Genomic DNA, 16,319 nt, shown 5'->3' with positions numbered 1-16,319 from the left:
TTCAGGCTCCCTTGCGTTGGCGCATGCGGCGCACGACGAATACGGCGGCAATCAGGACGACGGCCGCGATGGCGGCCAGCAGCCACGGGCTCCACGCCGAGTGCTCGTGGTCGTGATCGTCTTCAAGCGCTTGCGTTACCTGGAGCGTGCCTTCCAAGAGGTCGCTCTCCTCCCCAGCGACCAGGGTGAACAGCAGCGGATGGGCGCCCGGTTTGGAGATCGCGGCGAGCAAGGCCGGATCGTCGACCGCGTAGTCGCCTATGTCGGCGTGGAAGGTGGCTTTCGCCTTGAGGTTCTTGTACTGGACTTCCAGCACGCCGTTCAGGACCGGCTCGTTGGTCTCGTAGCGGTCGATCATGATCGACAGTTCGCCTTTCGTAAGCTGGCCTACCAGCTCGAAGGCTTCGGTAAAGGTCTCGACGCGCGGCAGCACGGCGCCCGCGGCGGCCGTCGGGGCGTCGAGGTGTTCGCCGTTCGGCCCGTGCGCGCCGGGCCCGGCCAGTGCCGGCGACATGGCCAGCATGGCGACGAAGAACAGGGTCAGGATTTTCATGGAAGGATTCCTAATGCTTGATTGAGTTGCGCATGGGCGTGCCCGACTGCGACTTGTTGCTGGGCCACGGCGACGTCGGCTTCATGGGTCAGTGCGCGCGAGCGCAGCAGGTCCGCCAGGCCGCGCTCGCCCTGGCGAAAGGCGTTCTCGAACAGCGCGGTGTGTTCGTGCAGGGCCTTGGCGCGTGCGATGGCATCGTTCAGGGCCGTGCCGGCATTCGCCAGGCGTGCGCGGGCGATGGCGAGCTCGGCCGCGCTGGCGGCTTGCGCCTCGGCCGCTTCGGCGGCCGCGGTGGCGATCGCGGTCTGGGCCTGGGCCTCGACGCTGCGGTTGCGCGCGGCGCTCCCGAACGGAATCTGCAGCGCCACGCCGAGGCTGCGCGTCGGTTCGCGCAAGCCGCGTTCGTCTTCGCGACGCACCGACAGGGCGATCGTCGGGGGCGCCGAACGGTTGGCCTCAAGCAGCCGCAAGTCCGCGCGTGCACGCTGCTCGGACGCCTGGGCAGCGGCCAGGCGGGTATTGGCAGGCGCCTTCGCTTCGCGCAGCGGCTCCGGCTCCAGCGCCGGCAGTTCCGGCAACCCGGTCAGGACCTGGAAGCGCGCCAGCGCCTCGGCGGCGGCGGTGCGGGCCTTGCCGACCTCGATGCGCGCGGCCAGCACTTCCTGGTCGGCCAGCAGTCCATCGCTGCGCGCCAGGTCGCCGGCTTTCACGCGCCGCCCTACCTCGTCGGCGAGCCCTTCGAGGTGGTGCAGGTGGTCCTGCTTTTCGTCCAGCGTGACCTGGGCGGAAGCCGCTTCCCACATCCGGTCGCGCACCAGCCCAGCCACGGCCAGGCGGGTTGCAAGCAGGTGGGCGTTTGCCTCGATCGTCGTGCGCGCGGCCAGCGTTTCGCGGGCCGACTTCTGGCCGGGCAGCCAGAACGAGGACGAGACCGACATCTCGGATTCGCGCTGGGCGCGTTCCGATCCGCTCTCGTCGCGTCGCTGGGACAGGCCGAGCGTGGGCGCCGTGGCGAGCCAGGAAGCGGCGCCCGCGCGTGCCGCGGCGGCTTCAAGCTGGCGTGCTTCGATCGTGCGCGCGTCGGGCACGCGCTGCCAGGCGCTGTCGACGGCGTGTTTGAGTGTGACTGGCGGTGCCGCAAGCGCCCAGCATGGCAGGGCGAGTGCGGTACCGACAAGGTAAAGGGACAGGCGGCGGGTGCGCATGTGTTCTCCATCGGTGAATATCGAAATCGACCGAAGGGAAGCGCACGGGCGCGAGGAGCTCGCGCCAAGGGTTCTGTCAGGCGTGCGTCATTCCCCCGGCGGCGAGGCCGGGGGCGTGGCGGGGTGGTTTTCGTGGCCCATCCAGGAAGGGTTCCGGCAGCGACTGGGCAGCGGGAACGATCACGCTGGACAGCAGCTGCTCGGGTGGCACGATGAGCGCGGGAAGGAGCAGGTCGGCTGGTTGCGCGCAGGAGTGGTGGTCCTGCGCATGGGCGAGCGACTTTTCGGAGGCGTCATAGTGCACCGAGCCGTCGTCTTCGTGGTGATGGTGGAGGATGTTCTCGTCGTGCGCCACCGCGTGCGCGAGGGCGCCGGCGCCGTAGGCCTGCGGCAAGCCGCCCTGCATGGCGAAACCATACAGGGGAAGGCTGAGCAGCAGAAGGATGGTAATGAACCGGCGCAAGAGGTCACCTCGGGGAATGCGCCGATTATAGCAGCGTGGCGGCGGGCCGGATCATGCCGGCCGCAAACGCCGATCAGAACGCCGCGCGCACGCCCACGGTAATGTTCCGTCCCGCCAGCGGCGCCACATCCTTCAGGACCGAGGTCGAGATGCGGATGTCCTCGTCGAGCAGGTTCTTGCCGATGATGAACCAGGTCAGGTCCGCATTACGGAAACGCTGGGTGTAGGACAGGTTGGCGTCCAACTGGGTGTAGGCCGGGGTCGGCGTCGATTCGAACGAGGCCAGGCGCTCCTGCTCCAGCGCGCGCAGCACCGACACGTTTGCGCGCAGCGCACCCTGGCGATAGCCTGCCTCAAGACCGACGCGCTTGGCCGGCTGCAGCGGCAGGCTGCCCGCATGCTCCAGCGAACCGCGCGACAGGTCGCCGAAGGCGCGCAGCGACAGGCCTTGCGTATGCGGGTGCCGGTTGTAGCTGATCTCGGCTTCCATGCCGCGGATCGTGGCGTCGGCCTGGCGGAAGATGCGCTCGCGCAGCTCGTCGCCCGGGTTGCCCTCGTCGTCCAGCAGGGTGTCGTTGACCTCGCCATAGATGAAGTCGCGCACGCGGTTCTCGAACAGGTTCGCCTGCCAGCGCACCAGGCCGGTGACCTTGCGCAGCGAGATTTCCAGGTTGCGCGAGGTCTCCTTCTTGAAATTCGGGTTGCCGATGTCGTAGGTCAGGGTCGATTCGTGCGGGCCGCCCGAGTACAGCTCGTCGGTGCCCGGCGCACGCTGCGCCACCGAGGCGGTCACGCCCACCGTGTAGTCCCGGGCCAGGGGCCAGATCGCCCCTGCCGAGTACGAGAGCAAATCGAAGCTACGGCGCGGCGCGGCTCCTTCCGGTTCGCGTTTCACCGATTCGACCCGCACGCCGGCGTTGACGCGCGTCTTGCCGAACTGGCGCTGCTCGACCAGGAAGGCGGCGTGGGTGTCGGACACTGTCACCGGCACCGTCGCCGGTTCGCCGCTGTCGGCGCTCAGGCCCGAGAACCGGGTGTGCTCGGTCTGGATGCCGAAGCTGCCTTCCCAGCCCTTGAGCGGCTTGTGGGTCAGCTCCAGGCGTGTCTCCGTCGAGCGGTTCGAGAAGATGGTCTCCGGGCCGCCCTCGCTATTCAACTCCACGTGGCCGTAGTCGGAATAGCCGGCCTTGAAGCGCAGCTTCTCGAAGCCCGCCATGGGCGCGTTCAGCTGGCCGTCGAGGTCGTAGCGGGTCTGGTCGAGGTCGATCCTGGCGCCCTCGCCGCCCGGGATGCCGTAATGTTTCTTGAGCGAGCTGACCGAGGCGCCGAAGTAGCCACGCTCTCCGATATACGAGGCGCCTGCGCCCAGGGTGTGCTGGCGCAGGGCGGAATTGAGCAGCGTGTCGCCCTCCGGCGCATCCGGGATGTGATAGTCGCCGGCGTCGCGTCCGCTGCCGTCGACGTGCAGCGCGACCTTACCGGTCGCCGCGTCGCCGGAGAAGGACACGGCGCGGCCGTGGTCGACGCTGCTGTAGCGGCTTTCCATCACGCCGCTGGGCTTGTCGTGCAGCTCGGTCGGGATGCGTTCGTTGACGACGTTGACCAGGCCGCCGATCGCGCCCGAGCCGTACAGCAGCGCCGCCGGGCCGCGCAGGATCTCGATCTGGCGCGCGGTGGCCGCTTCGCCGGTGACGGCGTGGTCGTTCGACAGGCCGGACAGGTCGGACACCGACATGCCGTTTTCCAGCACCTTGACGCGGTTGCCTTCCAGGCCGCGGATGATCGGGCGCGAGGCGCCGGCGCCGAAGGCCGAGGCCGAGACGCCCAGTTCATTGCTCAGGGTGTCGCCGAGCGAGCTTCCCAGCTTGCTGCGCAGTTCGTCGCCGGCCAGCACCTTGGCCGGCGTGAGGATCTGGTCGCCTTCGGCGGCATTGAAGGGGCTGGCGGTCACGACGACGGTCGCGACGGGCTCGCCGGTGGTCTGGGCAAACGAGAATGGTGCGAGTGCGGCCAATACCGCGCTCGCCAGGATGGTACGCTGGACGTGCATGATGAATTCCTCAAAACGAAAACGGACGGACACGCCTGCGCGAAACGGGCGGCGCAGGCGCATCGAGCGGTTCAGGACATCAGGCGACGGGAGGAGCGCGGGAAGAGAAGTACGGCGTGAACGGCGCACGCCAGGAATCGAAGGCGGTCCACAGGGCGAGCACCCGGCCGGCGGGCAGGATGGCGATCGTGCAGGCCGGGGTATCCAGCGCGGGAGCGACCGTGGCGGCGTCGAAGGCGATGCAGGAATGCGGGACGGTGTTCTGGTGCGAGGCCGCGGAACCGTTGACGGCGGTATCGAGCGCAACGGACGCATACTGCGTGGCGTGCGCGATCCGGTGCGCCAGGCCCTGCCAGTGCGCAAACACCATCGCCAGCGTCAGCAGGAATGCGACGAGGTAGCGGGTGGAGCGGATGCGTGGAAGGCTGGCGACCATCTGTCTGTACGAAGAGCCGAAGTGGAACGTGGCGCTGAAGGACGGCATTATAACTGGATGGCAGGCTGACTGACAGCGTGGGCGGCGACTGGCCTGCGCATTGCGTGCTAGGTTCTCGTGCGTAAACACGTTCAGCAAGGAGATCACATGGCACGGCATCCCGGCATCTTCCCCACTTTCTTCCTGTCCGGCTTCGAATGCTCGAATTTCCTCTGGAAGGATGGCGTACGGCGCAACCTGGTCGCGGAGACCGGCCATGACCGGCATGCCGCCGAGGATTACCGCATCCTGTCCAGCCTCGGCATCGCCGTCGCGCGCGAAGGCATCCCCTGGCCGCTGGTGGACCGCGGCGGCGCCTACGACTTTTCCATGATCGATCCCTACATCGAGGCGATGAACGCCTCGAAGATCACGCCGATCTGGGACCTGTGCCACTACGGCTATCCGGACGACCTCGACCCGTTTTCAAACGCCTTCACCGAGCGTTTCGCCCGCTATTGCCGCGCTTGCGCCGAATACGTGATGCCGAAGCTGCGCGGCCCGCATTTCTTCACGCCCATCAACGAGATCACCTTCTTCTCCTTCTGCGCCGGCGAGTGGGGCTGGGCCGCACCCTACCGCTGCAGCCGCGAAGACCGGGCGCGCCTGCTGGAGGCGCTGTGCCGGGCGGCGATTGCCGGCGTGAAGGCGATCCGCGACGTCGATCCGCAGGCGCGCATGGTGCACATCGACCCGCTGGTGCGGGTGGTGGCGCCGCGCGACCGGCCCGACCAGGAGGAAGCGGCACGCTACGAAACCCATGTCGACAGCTTCCTGGCCTGGGACATCATCTGCGGGCGCGAGCATCCGGAATTCGGCGGCTCGCCCGAGATCCTGGACATCGTCGGCACCAACGTGTATTCCTTCGGCCAAATGGAATACCGCGAGAGCGGCCCGCACGCCCCGCTGCCCCCCGGCGACGAGCGCATCGCGCCGCTGTGCGACATGCTCGACACCGTCTGGCAGCGCTACCGCAGGCCGATGATCATCGGCGAGACCAGCGGCCTGGGACACGGACGGCCGGACTGGCTGCGCGACGTGATGGGAGAATCGCTGGCCGCGGTGCGGCGCGGCATGGACCTGCAGGGCGTCTGCCTGTTTCCCGCCGTGGACATGCCGGACTGGCATACCGGCGAATGGGTCGGCAACGGCATCTGCGACGTGCTCGACGGGTGCGGCGACTTGAAGCGGGTGCCGAACCAGGCCTATGTCGAGGAACTGCGGCGCTGGCAGAAGGAGCTGAACCGGGTGACCAGCCTGGACGAGGATCCGTTCAGCGATCCGGTGGAACTGCAGGATGTGGTCGATGCGGCGCAGCGGCTCAACGTGCAGCCGGACAAGGACTGGGCTTGATATCCGTTCACCTGGGGGTCAGGTCTGACATTCGGACACAAACTCAACAGTAAAGCTCGAGCAAGCCGACGTTGGAAGCGCGGTGGAAACGTGGATTACAGCAGAGGTCGTGTCTGAATGTCAGACCTGACCCCGATGTTGCTACTTCAACTGCGCCAGCCGCTGCCTGGCGACATTCGCCGCGGGCGAGCCTGCATGGGCCGCGATGGCCTTCCTGTAGTCGCCCACGGAAAAATAGGCATTGCCTAGCCAGAAGCGGGCATCGGCAGCATGATCGGAATCCGGGAAGCGGCGGAGAAAAGCTTGCAGGCCGGCGGCGGCCTCCTTGTAATCCCCCGCCTTGAGGGCGTTCATCACCGTCTCGTAGGATTGCTTTTCTGCCGACAGCGAGTCGGCTGCTTCCTGGCGCGATTCGAACCGCTTGATGCGCGCGTCGAGATCGGCGTACAGGTCTTTCTGGCTTTTCCGGGCGTTGGCGATCTCGTTGGTCAGCAGCTCGATCTGCCCGCGCAGGTTTGCCAGCTCGCGCATGGTCTGCTCGTGCTGGTTCAGCATGTCCAGGCCAAGCGTCTTGTCGCCCTTGGTATCGATGCGCGCGTGGAGATCGCGCATCTGCGTATCGATGTCGCGCAGCCTGGTGTCGACCCTGGCGCCTAGCGCCACGATGGCCTTGCGGGCTTCATCGTCGTCGAGCAGTCCGGCCCCGGCATGCATGGGCAGGCAAGCGAACAGGAGAAGGGATGCGGCGGCGCGCCGGCGAAGGCTAGCGCCGCCCACGGTAAGGCTCGCATCCGATGCCATCGCCGTCGCGGTCGAGATGGGGACCATAGCCGGGCTCCCCGATGCGTACCGGCGCGGCGCCTGCCGCCCGCGCTTCCGTGCAGTTTTTAAAAGCACCGCCGCCGCGCATGCCTCCCTGCGAGCCTGTCTTCAGCGGCGCCAGGCCCTGGGCGGAGGCGTAGGATTCGGCGATCGGCTGCCTTGCAGGACTGCGGTGGCAATGGTAGTCACCGGTCTTGCGGTTGACGTGGCAACCGTCCGCATTCAGGCCGCCGCCATGGGCACTGGCCCCAAAGGAGCATACCGAAGCGCCCAGCGCGACCAACAGCCGAAGAATTGGCTTCATCTGCACATCCCACCCTATCCGAATCGCTCGAAATTACCAACCAAGTCTCATGAATACCTGGTAACCCGATTCGATATTAGTGAGTGATGGGGTTTCGCGCAAGAAATAGTCGAGGACGGAATGGCATTAATGCTGATCGGGTAGCCATTCGAGCAAATCGGTCACGCCGATATCGACGCCCGATTGCGACAACAGGGTGCTAGCCTGGCCGCGGTGATGGGTCTGGTGGTTAAAGAAGTGCAGCAGCAGGCTGCCGAAATGCTTCCGGTTGTCGCCGCGTGCGTTCCGGTACGAGAGAGACTGGGCCAGGTCACGGTCCGACACCTCTGCCGCGAAGGCCGTGATGATCGCATCGAGCCGCACGCGGTGTTGGTGCAGCACAGGCAGGTCGTCGCTGTAACGGTAGGCCAGGCCAGTGGGCGCGGGCATGTCGGCCATCGCTTGCAAGGCAGCGAAGGCCGAGGGATGCCCCATGAAGCGGCGCAGCCAGATGGTGTCTCCGGCAACGATGTGATTCAGGGTGACCATGATCGAGCCGAAGAAGGCGCCCCGGTCGGCAAGCAGCACCTCCTGCGGCAGGCTCGCGGCGGCGGCATATACCCTGCCGTTCATGGCCGCGTTATAGGACGCCAATAAGACGATATCGTCGCGGGTCGGCATGCCTGTCTGTCTCCTGCTTGTTCAGTGTCGGAGGCGATCATACGGATAGCATGCCGTCGATACAAGTGAGTGCATGGCCGCCGACCCGGATCGCCTTGTCCGAGATAGCGAGCCGGAGCACGCCGGCGCGTCCGACCATTTCACCCTGGGTGGCCAGCAGTTCGCTTCCGAAGGTTCCGAGCTGCCCCGTATGGCGCAGGTAGGCCGCCACGGCGCCGGTGCCGCTCCCGCACACCGGATCCTCGTTGACGCCATGGGCCGGGGCAAAAGCGCGCACCTCGATGTCCGCCGGGCTGCCCGGATCGTGGGCGCCGAAGATGACCACGCCCGTGTGCCGCTCCTTGATGTCCTGCGCCTTCATGCGCTGCAGGTCCGGTTCGCAGGCCAGCACCGCGCGGGCGCCGGTCAGTTGGGCAATCACCCAGCGCGCGCCGACGTCGACCAGGTAGGGCACGACGTTCACTTCCAGGTCGGCGCCGAGGATGGACTCCAGCTGGGCGGCTTGGGCTGTGTCTAGCGCGGTCAGGCTCGGCGTGGGCAGCTCGAACGAGATCCAGGGCGCGCCCTGCCCTTCCTGCTCGACCGTCAGGGTCACCAGTCCGGCGGCGCATTGCTGCACCAGGATGCCGTTCCTGGCCTGGACGGTGCCCGCTTCCATCAATGCATGCGCGGTGCCGATCGTCGGATGGCCTGCGAACGGCAGCTCGCCGCCGGGCGTGAAGATGCGGACCTGGTAGTCGGCACCCTGCTGCGTCGGCGGCAGCACGAAGGTGGTTTCGGACAGCTTGATCCAGCGAGCGATCTGCTGCATCTGTCCGGTCGACAGACTGGCGGCGTCCAGCACGACGGCAACCGGGTTGCCCTTGAACGGGACGGTGGTGAAGACGTCGACGGTCTTGATCGGTAGGCGTGTCATGCTGGCTCCCTGTTGGTGAAGGCTGACGATGAGTGTACGCCCACGGGCTGGAAAACAAAAAAGCGGACCGAAGTCCGCTTTCCTGTCGAGTCGCTTACGAATCAGCGCTTGTCGATCCCCGGCACATCACGCACCGGCGAACCCACGAACAGCTGGCGCGGACGACCGATCTTCTGCTCCGGATCGGCGATCATTTCGTTCCACTGGGCGATCCAGCCGATGGTACGGGCCATCGCGAAGATACCGGTGAACAGCGAGACCGGGATGCCCAGGGCCGACTGCACGATGCCCGAGTAGAAGTCGACGTTCGGGTACAGCTTGCGCGAGACGAAGTATTCGTCGTTCAGCGCAATCTTTTCCAGTTCCATCGCCAGCTTGAACAGCGGGTCGTCCTGCAGGCCCAGTTCGTTCAGCACTTCGTGGCAGGTTTCGCGCATCAGCTTGGCGCGCGGGTCGAAGTTCTTGTAGACGCGGTGACCGAAGCCCATCAGCTTGACGCCCGAGTTCTTGTCCTTGACCTTCTCGATGAAGGCCGGGATGTTCTCGACCGAGCCGATTTCCTTCAGCATGGTCAGTGCGGCTTCGTTGGCGCCGCCGTGCGCCGGGCCCCACAGGCAGGCGATACCGGCAGCGATACAGGCGAACGGGTTGGCGCCCGACGAACCGGCTAGGCGGACGGTCGAGGTCGATGCGTTCTGCTCGTGGTCGGCGTGCAGGATCAGGATGCGGTCCAGGGCGCGCACCAGCACGTCGTTGACCTTGTACTCTTCGCACGGGTTGGCGAACATCATGTGCATGAAGTTCGCGCTGTACGACAGGTCGTTGCGCGGGTACATGAACGGCTGGCCGACCGAGTACTTGTATGCCATCGCGACCAGGGTCGGCAGCTTGGCGATCAGGCGGATGGCCGAGATCTCGCGCTGCTTCGGATCGTTGATGTCGAGCGAGTCGTGGTAGAACGACGCCAGCGCGCCGACGGTGCCGACCAGGACCGACATCGGGTGCGCGTCGCGACGGAAGCCGCGGAAGAAGAAGTTCATCTGCTCGTGAATCATCGTGTGACGGGTCACGGTGTCGTCGAACTTGGCCTTCTGTTCGGCGTTCGGCAGTTCGCCGTTCAGCAGCAGGTAGCAGGTTTCCAGGAAGTCGCAGTTGACGGCCAGCTGCTCGATCGGGTAACCGCGGTACAGCAGTTCGCCCTTGTCACCGTCGATGTAGGTGATGCTCGAGTTGCACGAGGCAGTCGACATGAAGCCAGGGTCGTAGGTGAACTTGCCGGTCTGGCCGTACAGCTTGCGGATGTCGATGACGTCCGGGCCGATGGTGCCTTTGTAGATCGGCATGTCGACCGACGGGCTGCCGTCGGAGAACGACAGGGTGGCTTTGGTATCAGAGATATTCATGGCACTTCCTTCTTGTGGGAGTGGATCTAAAAACAATTACGAATTCTGGCTGTAGGTCTCGAACTACGCCTGCCGCAGGCGCGCCAGCAAGGCGTGCACGTGCGGCTGGTCGACCTCGCCTTCAGGCTCGGTCCGGCCCAGCAGCAGGTCCATCAGCGGGTTGTCCGCCAGGTCCAGCAAGCGGGTCAGCGCATCGACGTCCTCGTCGCTCAATTCTTCTTCATGCGCATCGAGGAAGCGCGTGAGGATCAAATCGTTCTCGAGCAGACCGCGGCGGGCACGCCAGCGCAGGCGGGCACGATTGGCGGGGTCGGATTGATGCGTTTTCACTTGAGTCCGTTGTTGGGTCAACATCATACTCCGCATGCCGGGAATAGGCAGTACGGTACTTTTACTGTATTTGCGGCATCTTTACGGCCGGATGCCGCAAGATGCCGCGTGCCGGCCTTAAATCGCGCGGCGGACCAGCAGTTCCTTGATCTTGCCGATCGCCTTGTTCGGGTTCAGGCCCTTCGGGCACACGTCCGTGCAGTTCATGATCGAGTGGCAGCGGAACAGGCGGTACGGGTCTTCCAGGTTGTCCAGGCGCTCGTTGGTGGCTTCGTCGCGCGAGTCGGCGATGAAACGGTAGGCCTGCAGCAGGCCGGCCGGGCCGACGAACTTGTCCGGGTTCCACCAGAACGACGGGCACGAGGTCGAGCAGCAGGCGCACAGGATGCACTCGTACAGGCCGTCGAGCTCTTCGCGCTCTTCCGGCGATTGCAGGCGCTCTTTCTCCGGCTTGATCGAGTCGTTGATCAGGTAGGGCTTGATCGAGTGGTACTGCTTGAAGAAGTTGGTCATGTCCACGATCAGGTCGCGCACCACCGGCAGGCCAGGCAGAGGACGCAGCACGATCGGCTGGGTCAGCTCGTTCAGGTTGGTGGTGCAGGCCAGGCCGTTCTTGCCGTTGATGTTCATCGCGTCCGAACCGCACACGCCTTCGCGGCAGGAGCGGCGCAGGGCCAGCGAGTCATCGACGTCGGACTTGATGCGCTGCAGGGCGTCGAGCAGCATCTTGTCGGTGTCCTTCAGCTCGACGGTGACGTCTTGCATGTAAGGCTTGGCATCCTTGTCAGGATCGTAGCGGTAGATCTTCAGTTGGACGGTGCGTGCCATGTTTTTACCTGTCTTATCGGGCCGCGATCTAAAAACGCGGCCCTTCGAAAAATTAGAAAGTACGGGCCTTCGGCTTGAAGGTGTCGACGGTGAGCGGCTTCTGCACCACCGGCTTGTATTCCAGGCGGTTGCCTTCCGAGAAGAACAGGGTGTGCTTCATCCAGTTCTCGTCGTCGCGGTTCGGGAAGTCGCTGTGGGCGTGGGCGCCGCGCGATTCCGGACGCGCCGCTGCCGACACGATGGTCGCCTTGGCGGTCTCGATCAGGTTGTCGAGTTCCAGCGCTTCCACGCGGGCGGTGTTGAACACCTTCGACTTGTCCTGGAACGAGACGTGCTTGCGGCGCTCGTCGAGCTTCATGATTTCCTTGACGCCGGCATCGAGCAGTTCCTGGGTACGGAACACGCCGCAGTACTTCTGCATGGTGGCGCGGATGTCGTTGGCGACGTGCTGGACCTTCTCGCCGCCGGTCGAGGTCTCGAGGCGGTTCAGGCGGTCCAGGCCGAAGTCGGCGGCGTCCTTCGGCAGCGGCTTGTTGACCTTCTGCTTCAGGTTCGATGCGACAACGTGGTTGCCGGCCGCGCGGCCGAACACCACCAGGTCGAGCAGCGAGTTGGTGCCGAGGCGGTTGGCGCCGTGGACCGAGACGCAGGCGCATTCGCCGATTGCGTACAGGCCGTTGACGATCTTCTGGCCGCCGGTGCCGTCAGGTGCGACGACCTGGCCGTGGATGTTGGTCGGGATGCCGCCCATCTGGTAGTGGATGGTCGGGACCACGGGAATCGGTTCCTTGGTGGCGTCGACGTTGGCGAACTTGTGGCCGATTTCCAGGATAGACGGCAGGCGCTTCTCGATGGTGTCCTTGCCGATGTGGCGCAGGTCCAGCAGCACGTGGTCCTTGTTCGGACCGCAGCCGCGGCCTTCCTTGATCTCCTGGTCCATCGAACGCGAGACGAAGTCGCGCGGCGCCAGGTCCTTCAGGGTCGGCGCGTAGCGCTCCATGAAGCGTTCGCCGTTCGAGTTGATCAGGATACCGCCCTCGCCGCGCACGCCCTCGGTGATGAGGACGCCCGCACCAGACACGCCGGTCGGGTGGAACTGCCAGAACTCCATGTCCTGCAGCGGCAGGCCGGCGCGCGCCGCCATGCCCATGCCGTCGCCGGTATTGATGAAGGCGTTGGTCGATGCGGCGAAGATGCGGCCTGCGCCGCCGGTGGCGAAGATGGTGGTCTTCGCTTCCAGGATCATCACGTCGCCGGTTTCCATTTCCAGGGCCAGCACGCCGAGGACGTCGCCATCGGCGTCGCGGATCAGGTCGAGGGCCATCCACTCGACGAAGAAGTGGGTGCGGGCGCGGACGTTACGCTGGTACAGGGTGTGCAGCAGCGCGTGGCCGGTACGGTCGGCCGCGGCGCAGGCGCGCTGGACCGGCTTCTCGCCGAAGTTCGCGGTGTGGCCGCCGAACGGACGCTGGTAGATGGTGCCATCCGGGTTGCGGTCGAAAGGCATGCCGAAGTGTTCGAGTTCGTACACGACCTTCGGGGCTTCGCGGCACATGAATTCGATTGCATCCTGGTCGCCCAGGTAATCGCCACCCTTGACGGTGTCGAACATGTGCCAGTACCAGTCGTCTTCGCTCATGTTGCCCAGCGAAGCACCGATGCCGCCCTGGGCAGCCACGGTGTGCGAACGGGTCGGGAACACTTTCGACAGCACCGCGACGTTCAGGCCGGCTTCGGCCAGTTGCAGCGATGCGCGCATGCCGGAACCACCGGCGCCAACGATGACCGCGTCAAAGCGGCGGGTAGGGATTGCAGTTTTGATTGCTGCCACGATTACACACTCCAGAGAATTTGCACGGTCCAGGCGGCGCAGGCGAGCAGCCAGAAGATCGTCGCCAGCATCAGGAACAGACGCAGGCCTGCCGATTTGATGTAGTCCATCCAGATGTCACGGATGCCGACCCAGGCGTGGTAGAACAGGCCCAGGAAGGTCACCAGCGCGAACAGCTTGAACCACTGGCGGGCGAACAGGCCGGCCCAGCCTTCATACGTGAAATTCTGGCCGGTCAGGAAGGAGACCAGCAGGACGACCGTGAACACGGCCATGACGATGGCGGTGACGCGCTGCGCCAGCCAGTCCTTGACGCCGTAGTGGGCGCCGACGACGAGGCGGCGCGGTCCGATATTATTCTTGTTTGCCATGATTAAAACACTCCGAACAGTTTCAGGGCGACCAGCGCGGTCAGCACCAGGCTGATGATCAGCACCCAGCGGGCGGTCTTCTGTGCAGCATCCTTGTCCAGGGCCAGGTGGTTATCCATGAACAGGTGGCGCACGCCGGCGACGAAGTGGTGCAGGTAAGCCCAGGACAGGCCCAGAATGATGATTTTCGCGAACGGATTGCTCACGACGCCACGGAAGTGCTCGAACGAGATTTCCGACATCAGGCTTTCCTGCAGCAGGTACAGCAGGAACGGCAGGAACAGGAACAGACCGGCGCCGCTGACGCGGTGCAGGATCGACACGATGGCCGATGGCGGCATGCGATATTTACCTGTGATATCACCAATGCCAACGTTGCGGAACTCCGGCCGCCCTTTTTTTGCAGCTTCTCTCACGGCTTCGGACATGAAACACCTCCCTCTATGACGACAGTTTTTTAATGAACCCTTCATTTTCGCCGATTTTGTGACGGGGCACCAAGCATCCAGGGGTGGATAACCGGGGCATCCCTGCGGCGAACCGGGCACTGTTCGTCGCGTACGCAAAACCAACTTATTTTAATCGCTAGAAGCGATCGCTGCAGAGGGCCGCTTGGTCCACCACAGTTGGCGCCGATTCTGCGGCGCCCCCACGGTTATCTCTTATGACAACTCGTTCTGGTAATGGTGGCGAGCGGTCGAATAAATTCCGCGCCGCAACTCCACCGGCTTGTCTCCGTAACTGAACGACACCCGGTCCGCGCACAGCAGCGGCGTGCCTTCCGGCACTTTCAGGTGCTCCGCGGCGGCCGCATCCGCCGCCACCGCGCGGATCTTCTCGGTCGCCCGGATCATGCGGGTGCCGAATTCGGACTCGAACAGTCCGTACATCGGCCCCTTGTACTCCATCAGGCGCTCCGCCGTCAGGCCCTTGAACAGCTGGCCCGGCAGCCACAGCTCTTCCAGGATGGTCGGCACCCCGTCGAAGGACTGCACGCGCTTGATGTAGACCACGGCGTCGCCCGACTTCAGCTCGAGCAGGCGCGCGACCTCGGCCGTGGCGCGGATGCGCAGCACGGCGATGAAGCGGCTCTCGGGATGGTGGGGAACGCCCTCGTCGGGCATCAGGCGCAGGAAGCGGAAGTGGGCGCGCTCCTCGGCATGGGTGGCGACGAAGGTGCCCTTGCCCTGGCGGCGCACCACCAGGTTCTCGGCCGCCAGCTCGTCGATGGCCTTGCGCACCGTGCCCTGGCTGACCTTGAAACGCCCCGCCAGCTCGACTTCGCTCGGCATCAGCTCGCCCGGCTTCCACTCGCCCGACTGCAAACTTTGCGTGATCAGGGCCTTGATCTGCTGGTACAGCGGGCGGAACGACGGCGATGCGTCACTGCCTGGCGCATCGCTGCTGTTGGACTGGAGGGGATTCATAGACCACGATTTCACCACAAAACAACCCCCTACGTCCAGTATATGACTCGCAAGACATGTGTCTTATATAAGACATATGATATGAATTGACAGATAGAACAGTCGAGGCATAAACTCGTGGCCGGCCTGGACCTCCGCGCCTGCCTTCGACCATGCGCGCGATATCCTATTGACACGGTGCGCTTTTGGTATCATTGCAGTTTCCCCAAATTCGCACCCTCGGCTCGACCGTTTTCATTCCCTTTTTGGAGATTCATCATGGCTAAAACCCCAATGCGCGTCGCCGTTACCGGCGCGGCCGGCCAGATCGGCTATTCCCTGCTGTTCCGCATCGCCAACGGCGACATGCTGGGCAAGGACCAGCCGGTCATCCTGCAGCTGCTCGAGATCGACAACGAGAAGGCACAGAAGGCGCTCAAGGGCGTCATGATGGAAATCGACGACTGCGCCTTCCCGCTGCTGGCCGGCATGACTGCCCACGCCGACCCGATGACCGCCTTCAAGGACGCCGACGTGGCCCTGCTGGTCGGCGCCCGTCCGCGCGGCCCGGGCATGGAGCGCAAGGACCTGCTGGAAGCCAACGCCCAGATCTTCACCGTGCAGGGCAAGGCCCTGGACGCCGTCGCTTCGCGTGACGTGAAAGTGCTGGTGGTCGGCAACCCGGCCAACACCAACGCCTACATCGCCATGAAGTCGGCCCCGAACCTGCCGGCCAAGAACTTCACCGCCATGCTGCGCCTGGACCACAACCGCGCCCTGTCGCAGGTTGCCGCCAAGCTGAACAAGCCGGTCGGCTCGATCGAGAAGATGGTCGTGTGGGGCAACCACTCGCCGACCATGTACGCCGACTACCGTTTCGCCACCGCTGACGGCGCATCGGTCAAGGAAGCGATCAACGACGACGTCTGGAACCGCGACACCTTCCTGCCGACCGTCGGCAAGCGCGGCGCCGCCATCATCGACGCCCGCGGCGCATCGTCGGCTGCCTCGGCCGCCAATGCAGCGATCGACCACGTGCGCGACTGGGTGCTGGGCACCAACGGCAAGTGGACCACCATGGGCATCCCGTCGGACGGCTCGTACGGCATCCCGGAAGGCACCATGTTCGGCTTCCCGGTGACCACCGAAAACGGCGAATACACCATCGTCCAGGGCCTGGACATCGACGCCTTCTCGCAGGAACGCATCAACCTGACGCTGAAAGAGCTCGAAGAAGAGAAAGCCGGCGTCGCTCACCTGCTCGCCTAAGCAAGAAAAACGGCGTGGCCATCCGGCCGCGCCAACCGTGCCATGCCGGCCCGCCGGCATGGCCGAATCGTTTCAAGACA

Annotated in this window: 18 protein-coding genes; 2 read left to right on the top strand and 16 right to left on the bottom strand. The window is 64.9% G+C overall.

Going from position 1 to position 16,319, the window contains the following annotated elements:
* Position 1: 1 nt before the first annotated feature.
* The 5 genes from ACK6C6_RS05415 to ACK6C6_RS05395 form a co-directional block, all read right to left on the bottom strand.
* A complete protein-coding gene (locus ACK6C6_RS05415) occupies positions 2 to 553 on the bottom strand; it encodes a hypothetical protein (RefSeq protein WP_409266280.1) in 552 nt (183 codons plus the stop codon).
* Complete coding sequence (locus ACK6C6_RS05410) at positions 550 to 1,758, bottom strand: TolC family protein (protein WP_409266279.1); 1,209 nt, start codon at positions 1,756 to 1,758, stop codon at positions 550 to 552. The genes ACK6C6_RS05415 and ACK6C6_RS05410 overlap by 4 nt, the downstream gene beginning before the upstream one ends.
* A 76-nt stretch (positions 1,759 to 1,834) precedes the next feature.
* Complete coding sequence (locus tag ACK6C6_RS05405) at positions 1,835 to 2,221, bottom strand: hypothetical protein (protein WP_409266278.1); 387 nt, start codon at positions 2,219 to 2,221, stop codon at positions 1,835 to 1,837.
* Between the two features lie 73 nt (positions 2,222 to 2,294).
* Positions 2,295 to 4,271: a TonB-dependent receptor gene (locus ACK6C6_RS05400; RefSeq protein ID WP_409266276.1), complete on the bottom strand. Its 1,977-nt coding sequence runs from the start codon at positions 4,269 to 4,271 to the stop codon at positions 2,295 to 2,297.
* Between the two features lie 79 nt (positions 4,272 to 4,350).
* The gene (locus ACK6C6_RS05395) at positions 4,351 to 4,707 is read right to left on the bottom strand and encodes a hypothetical protein (RefSeq protein WP_209589047.1); all 357 of its coding nucleotides are present in this window, start codon (positions 4,705 to 4,707) and stop codon (positions 4,351 to 4,353) included.
* 147 nt (positions 4,708 to 4,854) lie between these two features.
* On the opposite strand from ACK6C6_RS05395, the gene ACK6C6_RS05390 reads away from it, so the two are divergent.
* Positions 4,855 to 6,099: a b-glycosidase gene (locus ACK6C6_RS05390; RefSeq protein ID WP_409266275.1), complete on the top strand. Its 1,245-nt coding sequence runs from the start codon at positions 4,855 to 4,857 to the stop codon at positions 6,097 to 6,099.
* A gap of 141 nt (positions 6,100 to 6,240) precedes the next feature.
* Here ACK6C6_RS05390 and ACK6C6_RS05385 read toward each other — a convergent pair whose 3' ends face one another.
* The 11 genes from ACK6C6_RS05385 to ACK6C6_RS05335 all read right to left on the bottom strand — a co-directional run bounded on the left by ACK6C6_RS05385 (position 6,241) and on the right by ACK6C6_RS05335 (position 14,991).
* Complete coding sequence (locus ACK6C6_RS05385) at positions 6,241 to 6,927, bottom strand: YbgF trimerization domain-containing protein (RefSeq protein ID WP_409266273.1); 687 nt, start codon at positions 6,925 to 6,927, stop codon at positions 6,241 to 6,243.
* Positions 6,863 to 7,225, bottom strand: coding sequence for an excalibur calcium-binding domain-containing protein (locus tag ACK6C6_RS05380; RefSeq protein WP_409266271.1), 363 nt, complete (start codon positions 7,223 to 7,225; stop codon positions 6,863 to 6,865). Before ACK6C6_RS05380 ends, ACK6C6_RS05385 begins: the two co-directional genes overlap by 65 nt.
* 126 nt (positions 7,226 to 7,351) lie before the next feature.
* Positions 7,352 to 7,885, bottom strand: a complete 534-nt coding sequence (locus ACK6C6_RS05375; RefSeq protein ID WP_409266270.1) for a DinB family protein — start codon at positions 7,883 to 7,885, stop codon at positions 7,352 to 7,354.
* Positions 7,886 to 7,922: 37 nt separating this feature from the next.
* The gene (locus ACK6C6_RS05370; protein WP_409266269.1) at positions 7,923 to 8,801 is read right to left on the bottom strand and encodes a PhzF family phenazine biosynthesis protein; all 879 of its coding nucleotides are present in this window, start codon (positions 8,799 to 8,801) and stop codon (positions 7,923 to 7,925) included.
* 101 nt (positions 8,802 to 8,902) lie between these two features.
* Entirely contained in the window at positions 8,903 to 10,204 is a 1,302-nt protein-coding gene (gene gltA, locus ACK6C6_RS05365; protein ID WP_027866797.1) for a citrate synthase, read from the bottom strand.
* A gap of 63 nt (positions 10,205 to 10,267) precedes the next feature.
* Positions 10,268 to 10,570: a succinate dehydrogenase assembly factor 2 gene (locus ACK6C6_RS05360; RefSeq protein WP_409266268.1), complete on the bottom strand. Its 303-nt coding sequence runs from the start codon at positions 10,568 to 10,570 to the stop codon at positions 10,268 to 10,270.
* Between the two features lie 81 nt (positions 10,571 to 10,651).
* Entirely contained in the window at positions 10,652 to 11,362 is a 711-nt protein-coding gene (locus ACK6C6_RS05355; RefSeq protein WP_036206624.1) for a succinate dehydrogenase iron-sulfur subunit, read from the bottom strand.
* A 52-nt stretch (positions 11,363 to 11,414) separates the two neighbouring features.
* Positions 11,415 to 13,193 (bottom strand): succinate dehydrogenase flavoprotein subunit, encoded by a 1,779-nt coding sequence (gene sdhA / locus ACK6C6_RS05350; RefSeq protein ID WP_209589043.1) that lies wholly within the window; start codon positions 13,191 to 13,193, stop codon positions 11,415 to 11,417.
* A 2-nt stretch (positions 13,194 to 13,195) separates the two neighbouring features.
* Positions 13,196 to 13,564, bottom strand: a complete 369-nt coding sequence (gene sdhD / locus ACK6C6_RS05345; protein ID WP_036206619.1) for a succinate dehydrogenase, hydrophobic membrane anchor protein — start codon at positions 13,562 to 13,564, stop codon at positions 13,196 to 13,198.
* Positions 13,565 to 13,566: 2 nt separating this feature from the next.
* Positions 13,567 to 13,980, bottom strand: a complete 414-nt coding sequence (gene sdhC / locus ACK6C6_RS05340) for a succinate dehydrogenase, cytochrome b556 subunit (protein ID WP_027866792.1) — start codon at positions 13,978 to 13,980, stop codon at positions 13,567 to 13,569.
* Between the two features lie 246 nt (positions 13,981 to 14,226).
* The gene (locus ACK6C6_RS05335; RefSeq protein WP_036206616.1) at positions 14,227 to 14,991 is read right to left on the bottom strand and encodes a GntR family transcriptional regulator; all 765 of its coding nucleotides are present in this window, start codon (positions 14,989 to 14,991) and stop codon (positions 14,227 to 14,229) included.
* 258 nt (positions 14,992 to 15,249) lie between these two features.
* Between ACK6C6_RS05335 and ACK6C6_RS05330 the strand changes: the two genes are divergently transcribed.
* Entirely contained in the window at positions 15,250 to 16,239 is a 990-nt protein-coding gene (locus ACK6C6_RS05330) for a malate dehydrogenase (RefSeq protein WP_036206613.1), read from the top strand.
* The last annotated feature ends 80 nt before the right edge of the window (positions 16,240 to 16,319 follow it).

The organism is Massilia sp. BHUDP2, from assembly GCF_046236355.1.
Lineage (GTDB): Bacteria > Pseudomonadota > Gammaproteobacteria > Burkholderiales > Burkholderiaceae_D > Telluria > Telluria varians.
The sequence above is the reverse complement of the archived record's forward strand: the minus strand, read 5'-3'. Positions and strand labels throughout refer to the sequence as shown.